The organism is Bradyrhizobium manausense (assembly GCF_018130615.1).
In the GTDB taxonomy this organism is placed as follows: domain Bacteria; phylum Pseudomonadota; class Alphaproteobacteria; order Rhizobiales; family Xanthobacteraceae; genus Bradyrhizobium; species Bradyrhizobium manausense_A.
On the sequence record NZ_JAFCKB010000018.1, the window covers coordinates 46113 to 68435 of the forward strand.

18 protein-coding genes are annotated in these 22323 nt (G+C 64.2%); 12 read left to right on the forward strand and 6 right to left on the reverse strand.

The window, feature by feature from the left end; translation table 11 throughout:
- Nucleotides 1–8 precede the first annotated feature (8 nt).
- The 6 genes from pbpC to JQ587_RS27670 all read left to right on the forward strand — a co-directional run bounded on the left by pbpC (nt 9) and on the right by JQ587_RS27670 (nt 6394).
- Nucleotides 9–2144, forward strand: coding sequence for a penicillin-binding protein 1C (gene pbpC / locus JQ587_RS27645; RefSeq protein ID WP_249154557.1), 2136 nt, complete (start codon nt 9–11; stop codon nt 2142–2144).
- A gap of 50 nt (nt 2145–2194) precedes the next feature.
- Nucleotides 2195–3937, forward strand: coding sequence for an ArnT family glycosyltransferase (locus tag JQ587_RS27650; protein ID WP_212427402.1), 1743 nt, complete (start codon nt 2195–2197; stop codon nt 3935–3937).
- Between the two features lies 1 nt (nt 3938).
- Nucleotides 3939–4784, forward strand: coding sequence for a phosphatase PAP2 family protein (locus tag JQ587_RS27655; protein ID WP_212427403.1), 846 nt, complete (start codon nt 3939–3941; stop codon nt 4782–4784).
- Between the two features lie 66 nt (nt 4785–4850).
- Nucleotides 4851–5585, forward strand: a complete 735-nt coding sequence (locus JQ587_RS27660; RefSeq protein ID WP_212427404.1) for a glycosyltransferase family 2 protein — start codon at nt 4851–4853, stop codon at nt 5583–5585.
- Nucleotides 5582–5920, forward strand: a complete 339-nt coding sequence (locus tag JQ587_RS27665; RefSeq protein WP_183239273.1) for a lipid-A-disaccharide synthase N-terminal domain-containing protein — start codon at nt 5582–5584, stop codon at nt 5918–5920. The genes JQ587_RS27660 and JQ587_RS27665 overlap by 4 nt, the downstream gene beginning before the upstream one ends.
- A gap of 36 nt (nt 5921–5956) precedes the next feature.
- Nucleotides 5957–6394, forward strand: a complete 438-nt coding sequence (locus JQ587_RS27670) for a DUF3592 domain-containing protein (RefSeq protein WP_212427405.1) — start codon at nt 5957–5959, stop codon at nt 6392–6394.
- Here the strand turns inward: JQ587_RS27670 and JQ587_RS27675 are convergent.
- Nucleotides 6368–8056, reverse strand: a complete 1689-nt coding sequence (locus tag JQ587_RS27675; protein WP_212427406.1) for a Na/Pi cotransporter family protein — start codon at nt 8054–8056, stop codon at nt 6368–6370. The two genes, JQ587_RS27670 and JQ587_RS27675, sit on opposite strands and share 27 nt — an antisense overlap.
- Nucleotides 8057–8189: 133 nt before the next feature.
- A complete protein-coding gene (gene metC / locus JQ587_RS27680) occupies nt 8190–9374 on the reverse strand; it encodes a cystathionine beta-lyase (RefSeq protein WP_212303707.1) in 1185 nt (394 codons plus the stop codon).
- A 396-nt stretch (nt 9375–9770) separates the two neighbouring features.
- On the opposite strand from metC, the gene JQ587_RS27685 reads away from it, so the two are divergent.
- From JQ587_RS27685 to JQ587_RS27710, 6 genes are all read left to right on the forward strand, one after another.
- Nucleotides 9771–10787 carry an amino acid ABC transporter substrate-binding protein gene (locus tag JQ587_RS27685; protein WP_212427407.1) on the forward strand — a complete coding sequence of 339 codons (1017 nt, stop codon included), beginning with the start codon at nt 9771–9773 and terminating at the stop codon, nt 10785–10787.
- A gap of 23 nt (nt 10788–10810) precedes the next feature.
- Entirely contained in the window at nt 10811–12016 is a 1206-nt protein-coding gene (locus JQ587_RS27690; RefSeq protein WP_212303705.1) for an amino acid ABC transporter permease, read from the forward strand.
- A complete protein-coding gene (locus tag JQ587_RS27695; protein ID WP_212427408.1) occupies nt 12013–13533 on the forward strand; it encodes an amino acid ABC transporter permease in 1521 nt (506 codons plus the stop codon). Before JQ587_RS27690 ends, JQ587_RS27695 begins: the two co-directional genes overlap by 4 nt.
- An 11-nt stretch (nt 13534–13544) precedes the next feature.
- Nucleotides 13545–14282, forward strand: coding sequence for an amino acid ABC transporter ATP-binding protein (locus JQ587_RS27700; RefSeq protein WP_249149155.1), 738 nt, complete (start codon nt 13545–13547; stop codon nt 14280–14282).
- A gap of 90 nt (nt 14283–14372) precedes the next feature.
- The gene (locus JQ587_RS27705; RefSeq protein ID WP_212427409.1) at nt 14373–16595 is read left to right on the forward strand and encodes an O-linked N-acetylglucosamine transferase family protein; all 2223 of its coding nucleotides are present in this window, start codon (nt 14373–14375) and stop codon (nt 16593–16595) included.
- A 265-nt stretch (nt 16596–16860) separates the two neighbouring features.
- Entirely contained in the window at nt 16861–17397 is a 537-nt protein-coding gene (locus JQ587_RS27710) for a hypothetical protein (RefSeq protein WP_212427410.1), read from the forward strand.
- Nucleotides 17398–17416: 19 nt separating this feature from the next.
- Here JQ587_RS27710 and JQ587_RS27715 read toward each other — a convergent pair whose 3' ends face one another.
- The 4 genes from JQ587_RS27715 to JQ587_RS27730 form a co-directional block, all read right to left on the reverse strand.
- Nucleotides 17417–18451: a cysteine synthase A gene (locus tag JQ587_RS27715; protein WP_212303701.1), complete on the reverse strand. Its 1035-nt coding sequence runs from the start codon at nt 18449–18451 to the stop codon at nt 17417–17419.
- Nucleotides 18452–18534: 83 nt separating this feature from the next.
- On the reverse strand, nt 18535–19764 hold the full coding sequence (locus JQ587_RS27720) for an SAM-dependent methyltransferase (protein ID WP_212303700.1): 1230 nt from the start codon (nt 19762–19764) through the stop codon (nt 18535–18537).
- Nucleotides 19765–19859: 95 nt separating this feature from the next.
- Nucleotides 19860–20696, reverse strand: a complete 837-nt coding sequence (locus JQ587_RS27725) for a DUF1365 domain-containing protein (RefSeq protein WP_212427411.1) — start codon at nt 20694–20696, stop codon at nt 19860–19862.
- Nucleotides 20697–20700: 4 nt separating this feature from the next.
- Nucleotides 20701–22014, reverse strand: coding sequence for an NAD(P)/FAD-dependent oxidoreductase (locus JQ587_RS27730; protein WP_212427412.1), 1314 nt, complete (start codon nt 22012–22014; stop codon nt 20701–20703).
- Nucleotides 22015–22323: the final 309 nt, after the last annotated feature.

The window sequence follows — 22323 nt, forward strand, 5'->3', positions numbered from 1 at the left end:
GGGCATCCATGGACTGTGGCGCCGTGGGCAAGAACGTGGATGGCCAGGACAAGCCCGGCCATGACGGAGCAAGGGGCTGGGGGCTTCGTATCCTCTCCGCTCTCGCGCTCTCGTTCATCCTCGTCATCATCGGCTTCGTCGGCTGGGTCTATTCCCTCGGCCCGCTGCCGCTCGATGAAGCGCGCCGCGTCTCGACCACCGTTGTCGATCGCAACGGAAAACTGTTGCGCGCCTACGCCATGGCGGACGGGCGCTGGCGGCTGCCGGTCGAGGCCACTGCCAATGTCGATCCGACCTACCTGAAGCTGCTGTTCGCCTACGAGGATCAGCGCTTCCAAACCCATGACGGCATCGATCCGCTGGCGCTGGGCCGCGCGGCATTGCAGCTCTCGACGCGCGGGCACATCGTGTCGGGTGGCTCGACCATCTCGATGCAGCTCGCCCGCCTGATGGAGCCGCGGCGGCAGCGCTCGCTCTATGCAAAACTGCACCAGATCGTGCGCGCGATCGAGCTGGAGCGGGCGCTGAGCAAGGACGAGATCCTCAACCTCTACCTTGCGCTGGCGCCCTATGGCGGCAATCTCGAAGGCATCCGCGCCGCATCGATCGCCTATCTCGGCAAGGAGCCGAAGCGGCTGTCGCTGGCGGAAGCGGCGCTGCTGGTCGCGCTGCCGCAATCGCCGGAGACGCGCCGGCTCGACCGCTATCCGGAAGCTGCGCGCATCGCCCGCGATCGCGTGCTCGACCGCATGGTCGAGGAGCATGTGGTCAGCGCGGACGACGCCAGACAAGCGAAGGCCACGCCCGTGCCGAAGCTGCGCAAGCCGATGCCGATCCTGGCTCCGCATGCGTCCGACAGCGCGCTGGCGACGGTCAAGGACGCCCCGGTCATCAAGCTGACGCTGGATTCGGGTCTTCAGAAGGTGCTGGAGCCCTTGGCGCGTGACCGCGCCATTGCGCTGGGGCCGAACGTCTCGGTCGGCATCATCGTGGTCGACAATGAGAGCGGCGACGTGCTCGCCCGCGTCGGCTCGGCGGATTATTTCGACGAGAGCCGGGCAGGGCAGGTCGACATGACCCGCGCCATCCGCTCGCCGGGCTCGACGCTGAAACCGTTCATCTATGGCCTTGCCTTCGAGGATGGCTTTGTTCACCCCGACAGCCTGATCGACGATCGCCCGGTGCGCTTCGGCTCCTACGCGCCGGAAAATTTCGACATGACGTTCCAGGGCACGGTGCCGGTGAAGAAGGCGCTGCAATTGTCGCTGAACGTGCCGGCGATCGTGCTGCTCGACCGCGTCGGCTCCAGCCGGCTGGCCTCGCGGCTGCGGCAAGCCGGCGGCAATCTCATTCTGCCCAAGGACGAGGCACCGGGCCTTGCCATGGGCCTCGGCGGCGTCGGCGTGACGCTCCAGGACCTCGCGCAGCTCTATGCGGGCTTTGCCCGGCTCGGCAGCACCAAGCCGCTGCGCGAGATCATGACGGCCGAGGATGATCGTGAGCCGCTGCGGCTGCTGGATCCGGTCGCCGCCTGGCAGGTCGGCAACGTGCTGTTGGGAACCCCGCCGCCGGAGAACGCCGCCCATAACCGCATCGCCTTCAAGACCGGCACCTCCTACGGCTATCGCGACGCCTGGTCGGTCGGGTTCGACGGCCGCATGACCATCGGCGTCTGGGTCGGCCGGCCCGATGGCGCGCCAGTTCCCGGCCTGATCGGCCGCGTCGCCGCGGCGCCCATCCTGTTCGATGCTTTTGCACGCACCGGCAAGACGCTGGTTCCGCTGCCCAAGCCGCCGAAGGGAACCCTGGTCGCCGGCAACGCGAAGTTGCCGTTGCCTTTGAGGCGGTTCCGCCCCGTCGGGGACCTCGTCCGGACCGGTGGCGAGCAGGCGCTCCACATCCAGTTCCCGCTCAACGGCTCCCGGATCGACGTGGATCGTTCGGGCGGCGCAGAGGCGGCGGCTATGCCTATCAAGGTCGCCGGCGGGGTGTTGCCGATGACCGTCATGGTCAACGGAACCGCGCTCGGCGAAATCGACGGACGGCGCCGGCGCCTGATCGATCCACCCGGCCCGGGCTTTGCACGGCTGACGGTGATCGACGCCACTGGCGCCGCGGACACAGTTGTCATTCGAATTCAATGACGCTGGCTTAAGCGGTTGTAGCGATGGCGGTTTCAGCGTAAGCGGAACCAATGGCCGAGACCTACCCAACTCCCCGTTTTGGAGCGCCCCGAGAGCCGAAAACGCCCGTGAATCCGGGCAGCCGGCTCGTGCTGATGCTCGACTTTGTCACCGCCAGCCACGCCCGTGCCGTGGGTTTCCTGGTGTTGTGCGCGCTTCTGCTGTTCCTGCCCGGCTTCTTCACCATTCCGCCGGTCGACCGCGACGAGGCGCGCTTCGCGCAGGCCACCAAGCAGATGGTCGAGAGCGGCGACTATGTCGACATCCGTTTCCAGGAGGACGTGCGTTACAAAAAGCCGGTCGGCATCTACTGGTTGCAATCCGCGGCGGTCGAGGTCGCGACGGCACTGAAGCTGCCGAAGGCCGAATTGCGCATCTGGGTCTATCGGCTGCCCTCGCTCATCGGGGCGATCGGCGCGGTGTTGATGACCTATTGGACGGCGCTCGGCTTCGTGACGCGGCGGGCTGCGGTTCTAGCCGCGCTGCTGATGTCCGCCTCCGTGCTGCTCGGCGTTGAAGCGCGTCTCGCCAAGACCGACGCCGTGCTGCTGCTCTGCGTGGTCGCCGCCATGGGCGCGATGGCGCGCGCCTACCTGTCCTGGCAGCGCGCCGAGGACGAGACTCATCCACCGTGGAGTTGGCCCGCGATCTTCTGGACCGCGCTCGCTGTCGGCATCCTGATCAAGGGCCCGCTGATCCTGATGTTCGCAGGCCTGACCATCGTCGCGCTCGCGATCCAGGATCGCGATTCCTCGTGGCTGTGGAAGCTGCGCCCGGTCTGGGGCCTGATGTGGATGCTGGTGCTGGTGCTGCCCTGGTTCGTCGCCATCTTCTGGCGCGCGGGGGACGCCTTCTTCGCCGACTCCGTCGGCGGTGACATGCTGAGCAAGATCGGCGCGCAGGAATCCCATGGCGCGCCGCCCGGAATTTACCTGGCACTGTTCTGGATCACGTTCTGGCCCGGTGCGCCGCTCGCGGCGATGGCGGCGCCTGCGGTGTGGCGGGCGCGGCGCGAACCCGGCGCGCAATTCCTGCTGGCCTGGCTGATCCCGTCCTGGATCGTGTTCGAGGCGGTGCTGACCAAGCTGCCGCATTACGTGCTGCCGCTCTATCCGGCGATTGCGATCCTCACCGTCGGCGCGCTGGAGCGCAACGTGCTGTCACGCTCCTGGCTGGCGCGCGGCTCGGCCTGGTGGTTCGCGATTCCCGTGGGCGGCTCGATCATCGCTGTGGTCGGCGCCGTGATGCTGACGCGGCAGCCGGCCTTCGTGGCCTGGCCGTTCATCGCGGCATCGCTGATCTTCGGCCTGTTCGCCTGGTGGCTCTACGACAACAATCGCGCCGAGCGCTCGGTGCTCAACGCGTTGGTCGCGGCGCTGATGCTGGCGGTCGTGGTCTATGGCATCGTGTTGCCGTCGCTGACGCCGCTGTTTCCGAGCATCGAGGTCGCGCGCGCCTTGCGCAACGTGACCTGCGTCGGGCCGAAGGCGGCGTCCGCCGGCTATCACGAGCCGAGCCTGGTCTTCCTGACGGGCAGCCAAACGCTGCTGACCGACGGGTCTGGCGCGGCCGATTTCCTCAGGCAGGGAAGTTGCCGGTTTGCGCTGATCGAGCAGCGCTCGGAGCGCAGCTTCGTGCAGCGCGCCGAGGCGATAGGGCTGCGTTACAAGGTCGGCGCGCGCATCGACGGCTATAATTTCTCGCAAGGACGCGCGATCTCGATCTCGATCTTCCGCTCCGAGGGCACCGAATAGGATGCCGACTACCACCACCATCGCGCCGCGTGCGAGCTATCCCGTGCAGTTGGTCGCGGTCGCGCGGCACGCGCTGGCGCAATTGGTGCGTACCCCCTCGCATTCGCGCCGCGCCGCGGCTGCGCGAAAGCTGGCGCGGCATTCGCTGTGGCTCAGCGCAGCGGGCGCAGCCCTGGTCATCGTGCTGATGCTCGCGTTCGATCGAACCGAGATCCAGTTGATGCCAGCGCGCGGCACGCCTGCGCTCTGGCCGATCCGCATCCTCACCGATTTCGGCCAGGACGAGTATGTGCTCTCGGTGCTGGGCGTTGCGCTGGTGATCGCGGCGCTCGTTGCTGCCGGAATGCACGGGACGCGGCGCGCGCTGCTGCTCGGCTTCGGTACCCGCCTGCAATATCTGTTTCTGTCCGTTGCCGTGTCGGTGTTCGTCGGCGAGATCCTGAAATATCTCATCGGCCGCGGGCGGCCGTTCGTCGGCGGCAAGGCCGATCCGTTCAACTTCATCCCCTTCGAGGGCACGGGGGCTTATGCCAGCCTGCCGTCGGGGCATGCGGTGACGGCGTTCGCTCTGGCCTTTGCAGTCTCGGCGCTTTGGCCACGCCTGCGCATGTTCATGTACACTTACGCAATCGTGATCCTGCTGACGCGCCTCGTGCTGCTTGCGCATCACCCGAGCGACGTCACGGCCGGCGCCCTGGTCGGCGTGGTCGGAGCGATGGCGGTCCGCTACTGGTTTGCGGCGCGGCGCCTCGCATTTGCCATCCAGGCCGACGGCACCATCGTGCCGCTTCCGGGCCCGCTTCCCGGGCGCCTCAAAAGGGTTGCCCGCGGCCCCTCCGCCCCATAAAAGCGGCTGCCTGCCGGGGCCGCCGGTTCCTCAGGTCGCAGGCCAATCCAACCACGAGCGCCCGATTTGTCGTCGTCCCAGCCTTCGGTTTCCATCGTTGTCCCCGTGCGCAACGAAGCCGGCAACATTGCGCCCCTGATCGAGGAGATCACGGCCGCGCTCGATGACCGCTGGGCCTATGAGATCATCTATGTCAACGACGGCTCGACCGATGCGACCGGCGAGCGGCTCGCAGGCATCATGGCGCAGCGGGACAATCTGCGGCAGTTGCGTCATACGAAATCGGCCGGCCAGTCGGCGGCGGTGCGCAGCGGCGTTCGCGCGGCGCGCGGCACGATCGTGGCGACGCTCGATGGTGACGGCCAGAACAATCCGGCCTTCCTGCCGGACCTGATCGCGGCGGTCGAGAAGGGGGCCAATGTCGGGCTTGCCGCGGGACAACGCGTCGGGCGCAAGGATACCGGCTTCAAGAAATTCCAGTCGCGGGTCGCCAACAAGGTCCGCAACGCCATCCTGAAAGACGGCACGCGAGACACCGGCTGCGGGCTGAAGGCGTTCCGGCGCGAGGTCTTCCTGATGATGCCCTATTTCGACGGGCTGCATCGGTTTCTGCCGGCGCTGATCCGCCGCGAAGGTTATGACATCGCCTATGTCGACGTGATCGACCGACCGCGCCATTCTGGCGTATCCAATTACGGGTTCTTCGACCGGCTGTGGATCGGGATCATGGATCTCGCCGGCGTGTGGTGGCTGATCCGCCGCAAAAAGCCGACGCCGGAAGTGACTGAGGTGAAGCCATGATCATCCAATACGGCCAGGCGCTGAGCAACTATCTCTACGATGTCTTCGTCGCCAAGTTCGATTTCTGGCTCGCCTTCGGCCTGGTCGCGCAACTGTTCTTCACGGCGCGCTTCCTGGTGCAATGGATCGCGAGCGAGCGCGCCGGCAATAGCGTGGTGCCGATGGCGTTCTGGTTCTGCTCGATGGGCGGTGGCCTCATGACGCTGGTCTACGGCGTCGTGAAGCGAGAGCCCGTCATCATCCTCGGGCAGGCACTGGCGACGATCATCTATGTCCGCAACATCATGCTGATCATCAAGAACCGCGGCCGCACGTCGAAGACGCTGGAGCGTTGATCGCGGTCGCGTGAACATGCAAATCTCCGGATAAGCATGGGCAAATTTGCGATAGTCCTCTATCTCTCGGTACTTTTGGTCGGCCTGGTCCTGCTCGGTCTCGGCCTTTTCGATCTGGGTCGCACGATCGCATTTCTCGCCAGAGCCGAGCAGACAGAGGCGCGCTTCGCCGGCGCCATCGCACGAAGCGGCGGAAATCATGGCGGGACGTTTCTCTATCCGACGTTCCAGTTCGTAACGCGCGATGGCCGCGCCATGACCGTCACATCCCCGTCGGGTTCGACCGCACAGCCCTATGCCGATGGCGAACGGGTCGGGATCGCCTACGATCCGCAGCGGCCCGAGGATGCGCGCCTGCTATCGTTCCTGACCCTGTGGATCGCCCCGACGCTGCTGTGCGCGGCGGGACTGCTGCTTCTCGCGGGTGCGGTGCTGGTTCGCTTGGCCCTAGCGCGGCAGCGCCGTCGCGCCTGACGCGGGCAGGGCGGCGGCCTCCGCCTCGGTCCGGCGATAGGGCTCGCCGGCCGCATCCAGCACGGGATAGGCGACCGAACAGATATGCGAGTGGATGCGGCGCAGGTCGCGCAGCACGTCCAGATGCAGCGACGTGGTCTCGATGGTCTCGGGGCGGCCCTCGCGCAGGCGGTCGAGATGGCGTTCGACCGCCGCGAGCTCGGTGTTCTTCAGCGCCGTCTTTTCCACCAGCAGCTTGCGGGCCTCGTTGGCATCGCCCGACATGAACACGCCGAAGGCGATCCGCAGCGAGTCCATCGTGCGCTTGTGGAAGGCGGCGAGCTCGTCGGCACCCTCGGGCGAGAACTGGAAGCGCCGCTTGATCTTCTTGGTGGCGAGCTCGCTTAAATTCTTGTCGATGATGTCGCCGATATGTTCGAGGTTGATGGCGAAGGAGATGATCTCCATCGCGCGCCGGCCCTCGCTCTCGTCGAGGCTGCCGCGGGTCAGCTTCGTGACATAGAGCTTGATGGCCTCGTCGAGGCTGTCGACGACATTGTCCGTCTTCGAGACCTGGTCGACCAGCGAGCGATCGCCCGTCATCATCGCGGCCATCACCTTGCGCAGCATGGTTTCGACGAGATCACCCATGCGCAGGGTCTCGCGGGCGGCATCGGCGAGTGCGAGCGAGGGCGTCTCCAACGCGGTCTCGTCGAGATAGCGCGGCCGGGCCGGATCGGTTTCCTGCACGCGATCGGGCAGCAGGCGGCTCAGCAGGCGCGACAGGGTGTCGAGCAAGCCGATGAAGATGACGGCCGTGCCGACGTTGAAGGCGATGTGGAAGGCCGCAATCATCTTGGCAGGGTCGGGCTGCCACGCATGCATGTGGCCCGCGATCGTGCCCAGGAACGGCAGTACGAGCGCCATGCCGACGACACGATTGATGAGATTGCCGACCGGGAGACGATAGCTCGCGGGATCGTCGCGCCTTGCGCCTTCGAACACGGGGTTGACGGCGCTGCCGAGATTGGCCCCGAGCACCAGCGCCAGCGCCGCATCGGGTGTGATGAACTGCGAATAGGCCAGCGACATGATCAGCAGCACGCTGGCGACGCTCGAATGCACGGCCCATGTGAGCACCGCGGCGACAATGATGCAGAGAATGGGGTCGCCGGTGATGGCCGACATCACGACGCGTACACCGGGGGCGTTCTCCGCCGGCGCCAGCGTGTCGAGCAGGATATGCAGCGACAGCAGCATCAATCCGAGGCCGATGAAAAGCCGACCAATATCCTTGATCCGCGAGCGCGGGCCGGAGCGGAAGGCGACGAGGCCGAGCACGAACAGCACGGGGGCAATGGCTGCGATATTGAACGACAGCGCCTGCACGATCAGCGTCGTGCCGACATTGGCTCCCAGCATGATGGCGAGCGCGGCGACGAGGCTGAGGAGGCCCTCGGCGGCAAAGGAGCTGGTGAGGAGCGCGGTCGCCGTGCTGCTCTGAAGCAGCGCGGTCAGGCCCAGGCCCGCGCCAAATGCGCTGAAGCGGTTGCCGAGCGCCTTGCCGAGCAGGCGTCGCAGATCGGGGCCAAAGGCACGCAGGATGCCGCTCTGGACCATGTGCAGGCCCCACAGCAGCAACGCTACGCCGCCCATTAGATCGAGTAGAACCAACGTTCCCATGCTCCGTGTCCGGATGAGAGTCGACTGGTGAGGCTAGCGCCAATTGCTTGAGGTTCAAACCATTTGTTGGCGCATCTGCGTTAACGTTTGCGTCGATTGCTCGTTCCCGCGGCGCTTTGCCCTGTGAGCAGGCTCACATTGCCGCTTTGAGGGCAGCAAAGCCGCGATCGAGATCGACCTTGAGATCGTCGACGCTCTCAAGCCCGATGTGGAGTCGCAGCGTCGGGCCGCCTGGCGCCCACTTGGTGGCGGTGCGATAGGCATCGCAATCGAACGGAATCGCAAGGCTCTCGAAGCCGCCCCAGGAAAAGCCCATGCCGAACAGCTTCAGCGTGTTGAGCATGGCGTCGACGGCCTTTTGCGGGGCCGGCTTCAGCACGATGCTGAACAAGCCCGAGGCGCCGGTGAAGTCCCGTTTCCAGATCGCATGGCCCGGATCGGTCTCGAGCCCCGGATGCAGGACGCGCGCGACTTCGGGGCGGCCAGCCAGCCAGCGCGCCATGTCGAGGCCGGAGCGATGATGCTGCGCGAGGCGCACCGACAGCGTGCGCAGGCCGCGCAGCGCGAGGAAGACGTCATCAGGGCCGGCGCAGACGCCGAGCAGGCGGATGCCTTCCGTGATCTGCGGCCAGGCCTTGGCGTTGGCCGAGATGGTGCCGAACATGATGTCGGAATGGCCGCCGATATATTTGGTGGCGGCCTGCATGCTGATGTCGACGCCTTGCTCGAGCGAGCGATGAAAGAGCGGCGTTGCCCAGGTGTTGTCGTCGATGACGAGCGCATCGCGCGCATGGGCGACCTCGGCAATGGCACGAATGTCCGGCATCTCGAACGATTGCGAGCCGGGCGCCTCGACCAGCACGGCGCGGGTGTTGGGCTTGAACAGCTTTTCGATGCCGGCGCCGATCAGCGGATCGAAATAGGTGGTCTCGACGCCGTAGCGGGCGAGCATGCCGTTGCAGAAGTTGCGCGAAGGCCGGTAGACATTGTCGCAGACCAGCAGATGGTCGCCGGTCTTCAGCACCGAGAGCAGGGTGGTGGAGATCGCCGACAGGCCCGACGGCACGATGCCGACGCCGGCGCATTGCGGCCCCTCCAGCGCCATCAGCGTGTCCTGGAATGCCCGCGTCGTCGGGGTGCCGTGGCGGCCATAGGTGAACTCGCCGCGATGGGCATGGAGGTCCTCGGCGGTCGGATAGAGCACGGTCGAGCCGTGGAACACCGGCGGATTGACGAACCCCTTCTGGGCCTTGGTGTCGCGGCCGGAGGTGACCAGCCGGGTTTCGGCATGCTGCTGTGCGGGGTGCGAGGAATCCATGCGTCTGCTTTCAAAAAGCGCGTTGCCGCCGGGCGCGGATCGCCGGTCGGGACGGCCTGGAGGACCGCCGACGTTAATAACAGAGCACAGAAGAGTCCCGTCAACCCCTTGACCCGGCTCGTCAGTCGTTCTGTGATGCGCGGGTGCTATTCAGTCGCCGCATGTTGAGGGGCAGCCGCGACCTTCGATCCATCGTCTGACCGGACCTTGCGTCACAGCCATCATGGCGGGCGCCTGCGGCGGGGATTAGGGTATGGCCTCTCGGGATGGGCGAGTGTTCGGCAAGGTTTTCCAGCATGACTCTTGCAAGGCAGGTCCTAGTAGGATTTGCCCTGGCAGAGACGATCCTGAGACAACATTCCTGACCTTGAGACGACCTTGAAAGGCCTTCAGCCCATGAAACGCGTAACCCTGGCTCTCTCCCTTGCTCTCGCCGCCGGCCTCTCTGCCCAAGCCGCCGACGCGCAAACGCTCAAGACCATCAAGGACCGGGGCATGCTGTCCTGCGGCGTCAGCCAGGGCCTGCCCGGCTTCTCCTCGCCCGACGACAAGGGCAACTGGACCGGCCTTGACGTCGACGTCTGCCGTGCGATCGCGGCGGTGGTCTTGAACGATCCGACCAAGATCAAGTTCGTGCCCCTGTCGGCCAAGGACCGCTTCACGGCGCTCCAATCCGGTGAGATCGATGTGCTGTCGCGCAACACCACCTGGACGGTTTCGCGCGACACCTCGCTTGGCGCCAACTTCACCGGCGTCACCTATTATGACGGGCAGGGCTTCATGGTGAAGAAGTCGCTCAAGGTCAATTCCGCGCTGGAGCTCAACAGCGCCTCCGTTTGCGTCCAGACCGGCACCACCACCGAGCTGAACCTTGCCGACTACTTCAAGGCCAACAACATGAAGTATGAGGTGATCGCGTTCGGCACGATCGACGAAGCGGTCAAGGCCTACGAGTCCGGGCGCTGCGACGTCTTCACCGACGATTCATCCGGACTCTATGCCAGCCGCCTGAAGCTGACGAATCCCGCCGATCACATCGTGCTGCCCGAGATCATTTCGAAGGAGCCGCTGGGTCCGATGGTGCGCCACGGCGACGATCAGTGGTTCGACGTGGTGAAATGGACGCTGTTTGCGATGGTCACGGCCGAGGAGCTCGGCATCACCCAGAAGAATGTCGACGAAATGGCGAAATCCGACAAGCCGGAGCTGAAGCGGGTGCTCGGCACCGACGGCAATCTCGGCGAACAGCTTGGCCTCACCAAGGACTGGGTGATCCGGATCGTGAAGGCGGTCGGCAATTACGGAGAGTCGTTCGATCGTAATGTCGGCGCCGGCTCCCCGCTCAAGATCAGCCGCGGCATCAACAGCCTCTGGACCAAGGGCGGCCTGCAATACGCGCCGCCGATCCGCTGATCGGCAAGCTGTAGGCTGTGCCGATGGGCGTCGAGGCCCGGAAACCACCACCGCAGCTCGCGCTGAAGCTGAGGCGCGCGCTCGGCGGCAAGGCAGGCTGGAACGGCGTCGCCGTTCAGCTTGTCTTTGGCGCGATCCTGGCCTGGATTGCCTATGAGATCATCTCGAATGCCCGGACCAACCTGGAAACCCAGCACATCGCCGCGGGCTTCGGGTTCCTGAAAAACAGCGCCAGCTTCGACGTCAATCAGACCCTGATCTCCTATTCGGGATCTGATACCTATTTCCGCGTCTTCGTGGTGGGCATCCTGAACACGCTGCTGGTTTCGGTGGTCGGCATCTTCTTTGCCACCGTGATCGGTTTCGTCGTCGCACTCTGCCGATTGTCGCCCAACTGGCTGGTGTCGCGCGTCGGCGGGCTCTATGTCGAGGCCATCCGCAACCTGCCGCTGCTGTTCCAGATCCTGTTCTGGTATCTCGCGGTGCTCGCGGCACTGCCGGCGCCCCGGCAAAGCGTTTCGATCTTCAGTGCCTTCTTCCTCAACAATCGCGGCGTGATCGTGCCGTCGCCGCTGGCTCAGCCCGGGCTTGTTCCATTCCTTGCCATGCTGGCGCTCGGCCTCGTGGCGTCGCTGGCGTTGCGGAGCTACGCGCGGCGGGCGCTGTTTGCTCAGGGCCGCGCGATCCGGATCTGGCCGTACGTGCTGACATTGCTGGTCGGATTGCCGCTCGTCACGATGCTGGTGTTCGGTCTGCCAATCACGTTTGAATTTCCGCAGCTGAAGGGATTCAACTTCGCCGGCGGCGCGCGGATCATTCCGGAGCTCGTCGCATTGACGGTGGGACTGTCGACCTATACGGCAGCCTTTATCGCCGAGATCGTCCGCGCCGGCATCCTGTCGGTCCATAAGGGCCAGATGGAGGCGGGCTCCTCGCTGGGCCTCAGCCGAGGCGCGACGTTGCGGCTGATCGTGGTGCCACAGGCCATGCGCGTGATCGTGCCGCCGCTCACCAACCAGTACCTCAACCTGACCAAGAATTCGTCGCTTGCGGTCGCGATCGGTTATCCCGATCTCGTCTCGGTGTTCGCCGGTACGGCACTGAGCCAGACCGGACAAGCGATTGAGATCATCGCCATGACGATGGGCGTCTATCTCCTGACCTCGCTCGTCACCAGCGCCATCATGAGCGTCTATGGCTGGCGCATCAGCCGGAGCCTCGGTGCATGAGCGATCTCGCCGCGTCGTCCTTTGTCCGGCAGGACCTGGTTGCCGAGCGCCCCGCGCCGGTGAAGACCACTGGCTTTGTCGGCTTCGTGCGCACACGCCTGTTGAACTCGCCGACCAATATCCTGCTGACCGTCCTTGGCCTGCTGCTGGTCTGGTACACCGTCATTCCCACCATCAAGTTCCTGCTGGTCGATGCGGTCTGGAGCGGCAAGGACCGCACGGCCTGCCTCGCCGAGAATGCCGGCCGTCCAGTCGGGGCCTGCTGGCCCTTCATCCAGGCCAAGTTCACGCAGCTTTTCTACGGTTTCTATCCCGAGGTCGAACGCTGGCGGGTCAACCTGACCTTCGCGCTGGGCGCGGTGCTGCTCTTGCCGCTGCTGATTCCGCGGCTACCGGCCAAGGGCGTGAATGCCGGCCTGTTCTTCTTCGCCTTTCCCGCGGTCGCATTCTTCCTACTGCATGGCGGCGGCATCACCGGCTTCGGCGTGAGCTGGGTCGCGAGCCTGTTGCAATTGTTCGCCGACAGCATCAGCGGAGCCGGCGAGCTTCTGATCGGCCTGAGCAAGACTTCGGCCGCCGGCCCGCTGCTTTGGGCGATCGGCAGCATCATCGCGCTGGTCGGCACGTTGCTGCATTGGGTGATCTTTCCACTTACCTGGCTGCGCGATCAGATGCTGGCGGCGGGGCAGGGACCATGGCTCGACTTCGCGATCACTGCCGTGATCGTATCGGTGATCCTGTTCGTGCTCGGTGGCGGTACGCGGGCCGGTTCCCGACCACTGATCGCAAGTCTTGCCACGTTCGCCGGAATGGCAGCGGTGATCAAGCTGATGGGGCTCGATCGCGGCGGCCTGCCGATCGTCGATACGCGGCTGTGGGGCGGGCTCCTGGTGACGCTGGTGATTGCAATTACCGGCATCGTGGCGTCATTGCCGATCGGCGTTGCGCTTGCGTTGGGCCGGCGTTCGACCATCCCCCTGATCCGGATCTTCTCGATCACCTATATCGAGTTCTGGCGCGGGGTGCCGCTGATCACGGTGCTGTTCTTCGCAACCTACATGCTGCCCCTGTTCCTGCCGGGCAACTTCACCGTCGACGGCCTGGTGCGCGCCCTGATCGGCGTTTCCCTGTTCACCGGCGCCTATCAGGCCGAGAATTTACGTGGTGGCCTTGCAGCGGTGCCGCGCGGGCAAGGAGAGGCGGCCTCCGCGCTCGGTCTGTCCTGGTGGAAGACGACCTCGCTGATCGTGCTGCCCCAGGCCCTGCGCCACGTCATTCCCGCTATCGTCAACAGCTTCATTTCGCTGTTCAAGGACACCTCGCTGGTCTCGATCGTCGCGCTGTTCGACCTGCTCGGCTCGCTGCGGGCCTCATTCGCCGATCCGGTCTGGACCACGCCGTCGACCGCCTTCACCGGATTCGCCTTCATCGGTATCATCTACTTCATCTTCTGCTTTGGAATGTCGCGTTACTCGCTCTTCGTCGAGCACCGCCTCAACGCCCACCGCCGCAACTAATCGAGCTCACCATGTCCGAACCCATCGTCAAGATTTCCGGCCTCAACAAATGGTACGGCGACTTTCACGTGCTGCGCGACATCGATCTCGATGTCGAGAAGGGTGAGCGCATCGTGATCTGCGGGCCCTCGGGCTCAGGCAAGTCGACGCTGATCCGCTGCATCAACGCGCTTGAGGAGTTCCAGGAGGGCGAGATCGTCGTCGACGGCATCGAGCTCGGCCCCAACCTCAAACATGTCGACGCCGTGCGCCGCGAGGTCGGCATGGTGTTCCAGAGCTTCAATCTGTTCCCGCATCTGACGGTGCTGGACAATTGCACGCTGGCGCCGATCTGGGTGCGTAACATCCCCAAGAAGGATGCCGAGGAGACCGCGATGAAATTCCTGGAGCGGGTCAAGATCCCGCACCAGGCCAACAAGTTTCCGGGGCAGATGTCAGGAGGCCAGCAGCAGCGTGTCGCCATCGCCCGCGCGCTGACCATGAACCCGAAGGTGATGCTGTTCGACGAGCCGACCTCTGCGCTCGACCCCGAGATGGTCAAGGAGGTCCTCGACACCATGGTCGACCTGGCGAAAGAGGGCATGACCATGCTGGTCGTGACTCACGAGATGGGGTTTGCGCGCGAGGTCGCCAACCGCGTGGTGTTCATGGACGCCGGCCAGATCATCGAGGCCAACACGCCGAACGAATTCTTCGCCACGCCCCAGCACGCCCGTACAAAACTGTTCCTGAGCCAGATCCTACGCTGATCTCCGGGGCATTCCGGATGCGTCGCTGGTCGATCGGTGACGCCCGCGAATCAGCTAGACTCTTCGTCGGCCATCCCTCGGAGAGCGACCTTGCAGAGCAGCGCCGGCGCACGCGCGTTCCAGAACGCGCGATTGCAGAAGAAATTCAAGAAGCAGGCGGAGGCCCTCATCTCCGCCGCGAACTCGGCCTATAGCCAGGGCCGGCACGCGGAGGCGCAGGCGCTGTGCCACCAGATCCTGAACGAGCTCCCGGAGCATTTCGGCGCCCTGCACCTGCTCGGCTTGTGCGCATTCGCGACCCAGAACCTCGAGGCGGCAAGGCAGATTCTCAAGCAGGCGGTGACCGTCGATCCGCGCTCGGCACAAGCCTTTTCCGACTTGGGAGCGACGCATTTCGCGCTAGGGCAATATGAGGACGCGCGCACCTATCTGGAGAAGGCCATTGCGCTGAAGCCGAGCTTCCCGATGGCCCTGGCCAATCTCGGCAATGCCTTGCTGCACCTGAACTGCGTCGAGCAGGCCATTGAATGCTACGATCGCGCGATCAAGCTGAAGCCCGACTATGTCGATGCGCTGTGCAACCGTGGCCTGGCGGAACTGGCACTGCAACAGTTTGATCGTGCCAGGCAAAGCTTCGAGCGTACCTTGTTGTTTCAACCGCGACACGTGGAGGCGCTCGTCGGCAAGGGTTTGGTCAATATCGAGCTAAAGAACTACGACACGGCGAAAAGCGCGCTTGAAACGGCGCTCGCGATCAGGCCGGGCTCGGCGAAGATCCTCGCGAACCGCGGACGGGTCAATCTGGAGCTGTCGAGATTGGACCAGGCCGCGGCGGATTTTGACGCAGCGCTTGCGATCTCCCCCAAGCTCGAAGTGGCCTTGCAGGGGAAGGCGCAAGTCTCGCTCAACATGGGGAATACGGCGCAGGCTATCCTGGCCTGCACCACGTTGCTCGAGGAAAATCCGCGCTCCGCGATCGCGATGGCGCTGCTGAGCGCCTGTTTTGCCAACCAGGGAGAGATTGCATCGGCGATCGAGCTTCTCGACGCTGCGCTGGCGATTGCGCCCGATGCCGGCTTGATCGGGCGAAAGATATTCTTTCTGGACTTCCTCGCCGACGCCGATTTCGCGGTTCAGCAGGCCGCGCGAAAACATTGGTGGGACGCGATCGGCACCAAGCTGCCGCAGAGGACGCTCGCACCCCGGTCGCTCGATCCGGACAGGCAGATCGTCATCGGCTATGTCTCGGCCGAGTTCTGGTATCACTCGGCGGCGTTCGCGCTGTTGCCGGTGCTGCGCCATCACGATCGCGCCAAGTTCAAAATCGTCTGCTATGCGTGCTCGTCGACCCAGGACGAGGTGACCGCCAGCTTCAAGCAAATGGCCGACGTCTGGGTGGATGCCTGGCAGCTGTCGGACGATCAGCTGGCCGATCGTATTCAAGCTGACAACGTCGATATCTTGATCGACGTATCGGGGCATACCACCGGCAACAGGCTTTCCGTGTTCGCGCGCAAGCCAGCTCCCATCCAGGTGACCGCTTTCGGGCATGCGTCGGGCACGGGCCTTCAGACCATGGACTATGTGCTTGCGGATCCCGTCTTCGTTCCGGAAACGGCCCGGCATCTCCTGGCCGAAAAGGTCTATGACCTGCCGTGCCTGAACACGTTGGATCCCATTCTGGACGTGCCGCCTTCAGAGCTTCCGATGCTCCGCAACGGTCGTGTGACCTTCGGCGTGTTCAACCGCATCAACAAGATATCGGACGAGGCGATCCGCGTGTGGTCGAAATTGATGCGCGAGGTGGCGGGATCGCGGATCATCCTGAAGCACACGCTGCTTGACGATCCATTGGTGCGAGAGCGCCTCCTTGCGCGGTTCGTCGCGCACGGTATCGGCGAAGCTGACATCACCTGCCTGGGCATGACCCCGCGCCACGAGCATCTGCGGGCCTTTGCGCAGGTCGACATTTCGCTCGATCCATTTCCGCAGAACGGCGGCATCAGCACATGGGAATCTCTCTATGCCGGTGTTCCCGTCATCGCCAAGCTCGGAAATGCGTCCTCATCACGCGCCGGCGCCTCGATCGTGGCGGCGGTCGGCCTCAAGGACTGGGTCGCCGAGGATGACGATGGCTACGCCGCGATCGCCTGCAAGTTTGCGGCACAGCCGGACTATCTGGCGAAATTGCGCGCGGAGTTGCCGACGCAGATCTCAGCCTCGCCCGCCGGCAATGTCGAGATTTACGCGGGCAGGGTCGACGCGGGCTATCGCCAATTCTGGCGGGACTATTGTGCGTCGATGACCCGGTAAACGCTGCCGGCGGGCAAAGGCGCAAAGCGCGGTGCCACCATCTTTTCGGTGATTGCAGGTGGAATGGTGGGCACGCCTCCGACTGCGCTCTTCGAGCTACGTCGGACAAGTCGCTCTGCCCATCCTTGTCACCACGGCAAGCCTCGAACGCTAAAATTCTACGCAATTCCATCGTCAGCTTAAAACCATACTGCTTGCGACACCCCCATCGCTTCACGCGCCCGAAAGCACTTTCTGCGCATGTGACGCAAAAGAGGGGCGTCACATGCTCGGTTTCATATTCGGCCTCAACGCCCGCCTCGGGCGATTACATTTCTTCCTGGCCACGGTCGCGCTGGCGATTGGGATGACCGCAATCTGCTTTGCGATTGCGATGGCCGTGTTGCGCACGACATCGCCGAGCATGGTCCGTCCGGAGGATTTCACCCGGAACTGGGCCATCATCGCCGCAATGATCGTCTTTGGACTCGGGACCTTCACGCTGCAATCGATGCGGATCCGCGACATCGGTTGGGATCCCGTCTGCGTCCTCCCGGCCTGGATCGCGCTCATGATCGTCGATCACGTGGTGGCGGGCCGGTATCCGGCCTGGGCGATCGGCGAGGAGCATCAGGGCACGATGGTCGGCGGGCTGGTCAATTTCGTTCTGCTGCTGGCGCTCACGTTCTGGCCGAGCGCCCACGACGAGGGGGCCTGCACCAACCCCTTCGAGCCGCCCGCGCGCGCAGCGAGCAAGCCGTCGACGTCGGACCAACGCCTTGCGCGCGTGTCGCAAGGCTCGGCGCGTCCGAACTGGAGCTGACCGAATTGACCGCCCGGAGCTAAACGAACGGCAGCTTGATGTTGCTGCGCTTCTCCAGCCATTCCGGCACCGGCAGGTTCTTCGCGCGCATGAAGTCGGCGTTGAACAGCTTTGACTGATAGCGGCTGCCGGAATCACAGAGAATGGTGACGATGGTCTTGCCCGGCCCGAGTTGCTTGGCGAGCCGCATCGCGCCGACGATATTGATGCCGGTCGAGCCGCCAAGGCACAAGCCTTCGTGCTGAAGCAGCTCGTAGATCACGGTGACAGCTTCTGCATCGGGAATGAGAAACGCGTCATCGACCTTCGCGCTCTCGACGATCGCGGTTTTCCGGCCGAGCCCGATGCCTTCCGTGATGGAGTCGCCGGGCGTTGCCTTGACCTCGCCGGTCCTGAAGTATTCGTACATGCCGAATCCGTGCGGATCGGCACAGGCAATCCGGATGTCCTTGTTCTTCTCTTTCAGATAGCGGCTGGTGCCGGCGAGCGTGCCGCCGCTGCCGACCGAGCAGACGAAGCCGTCGATCTTGCCGCCGGTCTGCTGCCAGATTTCAGGACCTGTCGAGTCGTAGTGCGCCTTGGCATTGTCCAGGTTGTTCCACTGGTCGGCAAAGAGCACGCCATTCGGCTCGGTCTTGCGCAGCTCGTCGGCAAGTCGGCGGCCGACATGCTGGTAGTTGTTCGGATTTGAGTAAGGCAGTGCCGGCGACTCCAGCAGCTCGGCGCCGCACAGCTTCAGAAAGTCCTTCTTCTCCTGGCTCTGCGTCTCCGGGATCACGATCAGCGTGCGGTAGCCGCGCGCGCTCGCTACCACCGCAAGCCCAATGCCGGTGTTGCCGGCAGTCGCTTCCACCACGAGACCGCCCGGCTTGAGCTCGCCGCGCTTCTCGGCTTCCAAAATCATCCACTTGCCGGCGCGATCCTTGACCGACTGGCCCGGATTCATGAACTCGGCCTTGCCCAGAATGGTGCAGCCGGTTAGTTCGGAGGCGCGCTTGAGCTTGATGAGCGGGGTGTTGCCGATGGCTTCGACAACGTCATTTTTGATGGTCATGTCAGGCAATTACCGGCTGGAGGCGAGAAGTCGTCAGACCCTAAAGTAGGGTCTCCAGCTGCACAAGGCGAGGCTGCAAACTCTTATTGCTGCTTTGCGAAGATGACCTGCCGGACGTCGATATTGCCGGACAGGAAGCCGGCCTCGCAATAAGCGAGATAATACTCCCACAGCCGCCGGAACCGGTCGTCAAAGCCAAGCGGCACCAGGCCTGGCCAGGCCGCGCGGAAGTTATTTCGCCAGGTGGCAAGCGTCTTGGCATAATCTTGCCCGAAGATGCGCTCGCGGATAACGGGCACGCTGAATCGGTCTCCGAGCGACTTCAGCACCGCAGGCGAGGGCAGCATGCCGCCGGGAAAGACGTAGCGCTGGATGAAGTCGACCTCGCGCCGATAGCCCTGGAAGAGCTTGTCCTGGATCGTGATGGCCTGGATGCCGGCCAATCCGCCCGGCAGCAGGCGGTCACGCAATTGCGCGAAATAGCGCGGCCAGAACTGCTCGCCAACGGCCTCGATCATCTCGATCGAGGCGATCCGGTCGTAGCGATCGCGTTCGTCGCGATAATCCTGCAGGCGGATCTCGACCTTCTCAGCAAGACCCGCCTCAAAGATGCGCTTCTGCGCGAAGTCGCGCTGCTCGGTCGAGATCGTCAATCCCACCACGCGCGCGTCGAAGGTCTTGGCGGCAAATTCAGCGAAGCCGCCCCAGCCGCAGCCGATCTCGAGCAGCTTCTGGCCCGGCTTCAGGTCGAGCGCCTCGGCGAGGCGGCGATATTTGTTGGTTTGCGCGGCCGTGAGATCCGTGGTCGATCCCTCGAACAGCGCCGACGAATAGGTCATGCTGGGATCGAGCCAGGCCGAGTAGAACGCATTGCCGATATCGTAATGGGCGTGGATGTTGCGCCGGGCCTGCCGGCGCGTGTTGCGATTGAACCAATGCTGGATCATCTGGGTGAACCGCATCAGCGGCTTGTCACGCAGCATGGCCTGGATCAGATCGTGATTGACGCAGAACAGGTAGAGAAACTGCGTCAGGTCCGGCGTATCCCAATCGCCGGCGAGATAGGCCTCCGCAATTCCGATGTCGCCGCCGTTGATCAGGCGAGAGGCGACGCCGTAATTGTGCAGCCGCATGGCGGCATTCGGGCCCGGCTCGAGGCCACCGAGCCGGATCACGCGCCCGTCCGGCAGGGTGACATCAAGCGTCCCGCGCCGCAGTCGCGAGCCGAAGGTCAGTGCAAGGCGAACGATGCGCGGCAGGTCCGCGAGCATTGTCTCGACGTCATCAGGTGTCACCGAGATGGCATTTGGCATCGGCAGATCCATGACCTCAACGGATACCGTCCGACCGCCTGTCGAGCATGCCCATCCCGCTTCGATCGCCGGACCCGAGCGCGCCTTGCAAACGGTCAGCGACCAATAATATAGGGACGCGATTTGCCGCGTGCCAAGGTGGTTTCGCCGTTACGCTGCTCTGCAGTATCGGGGCGTGGCACCAGCCGCGCCCCCTTCAGCCAAAGCCGTACCGCTTCCCAATGGATCGCCGATATCACCTTGAGGCTTACGAGCGGCAGGGCCAAAAATGATCGCAGCAGGGCACGCGAGGTCAGGGCACGGCGGCGGCCGTTGAAGGTCGCCGCGAGCAGCGGGCCGTCGCGATCGGTTTCCAGGATGCGCAGCTTGGCCGTGTCCGACGGCGGCCGGACGTGGAAATGGTAGCGCGTCGTCATCGGCACGAACGGCGAAACGTAGAACAGTTTTTCCTGCTGCTGACGCAGGCCCGCATCGCTCCATTCGCCAGGCCTCACCGGCAGAACGTACGGATGAATCTCCCCGAAAGTGTTGCGCACCTCGTAGATCACCAGCGCCAGCTCGCCGCCGGCGCCATAGCAGAAATAGACCGAGAGCGGATTGAAGCCGTAACCGAGCAGGCGGGGATAGCAGAGCAACTCGACCCGACCGCCGCCGAGGTCTATGCCGTGCGTGGCAGCGCAGCGCTCGGCATAGGCGCGTAGCGGGGAGCCATCGCGGGCGCCATGGTCTTTCTCGTGGAAACTGTAGAGCGCGGCTCGGTTGACGCCGAACAGTGGCGACTGCCGGTCGGCCTCATCGAGCCGGTCGAGATCGATCAGGAGGCTCATGACGCGGTAGCTGAAGCGGTGGCGCATCGGCCTCAGCCGCGCATGCATCACGTCGCCGAAATAGAGCGTGGCGGCATCGGTTGCGGGGAGGGCTGTCGTCACCATCGCACTACTCCGCAGCCTCCGCGAGTTCGACCGGTGTCGCGCGCCAGGGCGCAGTCACCCCGAGTGCCTCGGCCACGGCGAGTCCCGAACGCAGGCCGTCCTCGTGAAAGCCATAGCCGGTCCAGGCGCCGCAGAACCAGGTGTGCCGCACTCCCTGAATCTCGGCGAGCCGCTTTTGCGCGGCAAAGGCAGCCGCATTGTACTGCGGATGCTCGCACAGATATTGGCCGAAGGTGAGCTCCGGCGCAGGCTCGAATGGCGGGTTGAGGCTGACGAACAGTGGCTTGTCGGAATTGATCCCCTGGAGCTGATTCATCCAGTAGGTCACCGCGACGTCGTTCATCGCGTCTCCCTTGCGCTGCCAACGCAGGAAATTCCACGACGACCAGGCGTGCCGCCGCTTTGGCATCAGCCTGATATCGCGATGCAGATAAACTGTGTTCGGCGAATAGTTGATGGCACCGATAATGTCGCGCTCGCGCGCGTCTGCGTCCGTCAGCATGGCGAGTGCCTGGTCACTATGGGCGGCAATCACGACGTGGTCGAAACTCTCATGACAGCCATGACTGTCATGGACCACGACGCCCTGTGCTGTGCGCGTAATCGAGGTGACGGCGCAGCCGAACCGGATGCGGTCCCTGAATGGGGCCTGAAGCCGCTCGACATAGCGCTGGCTGCCGCCCTTGACCGTCCGCCAGACCGGCCGGGCGTAGTGCAGGAGGCGATGATTGTCGAAGAAGGCAACAAAGTTCTCGGCCGGGAAGTCGAGGATCTCTTTCGTCGGCGCCGACCAGATCGCAGCCCCCATCGGCGCGAGGTAGTCGGTGAGCAGCCGTTCGGAGAATTCGCGTTGGCGAAAGTAGTCGCCGAGCGTCAGTCGGCTCAGGCGGCCGTTGCGCAGATCCTCCACGCTTTGCCGGCCGAATTTCGGGATCTCTGCGAGCATCCGCAGGAAGGACGGAGAGAGCAGGTTGCTGGCTTGAGCGAACAAGCCGGCCGCCGTCGCCCGCCAGTCATTGCCTCCGCCGCGCCATTCGAACCGGCCGCCATCGGCGGACACGGCAAAGCTCATGCAGCTTCCGACCGTCTCGACGCCGAGATGGGCGAACATCGCGGTCAGGTCGGGATAGTTGAGCTCGTTGTAGACGATGAAGCCGATATCCACGGCGACCGGCGTACCCACATAGTCGATGGTGACGGTGTGGCTGTGGCCGCCCGGGCGCAGTTCGCGGTCATAGACCGTCACCGGATAGCGCTGGGAGAGCGTCCAGGCCGCCGCATTGCCGGCAATGCCCGTCCCGATGACCGCGATGCGCATGTGTAACTGCCCCTGCCTCGTGTGGGACAAGCTACGGTGCGTTGCGGCGCAGGTTTCAGGGCGATTGAAGGGCTCCGGCCAGCGGCTTGGGGGCAACTGTGACTGCAATATCACATGAAATCTTGGTAAGCTGGATTGCGTTTCAGGCTGTTTCTGAAGTGAAAGAAGTCCCTGCGAGACAGGCATAACTTTCATTTCAATGCCTCTTGGCACCGCTTCGTCGGGCTGTGTGTTTCGCAGGTGCGGGACTGTCCCGCAGTTCCGCGCCCGGCTAGGATGGGTTTCCGGCTCTGCAGAAAGCACCACGCT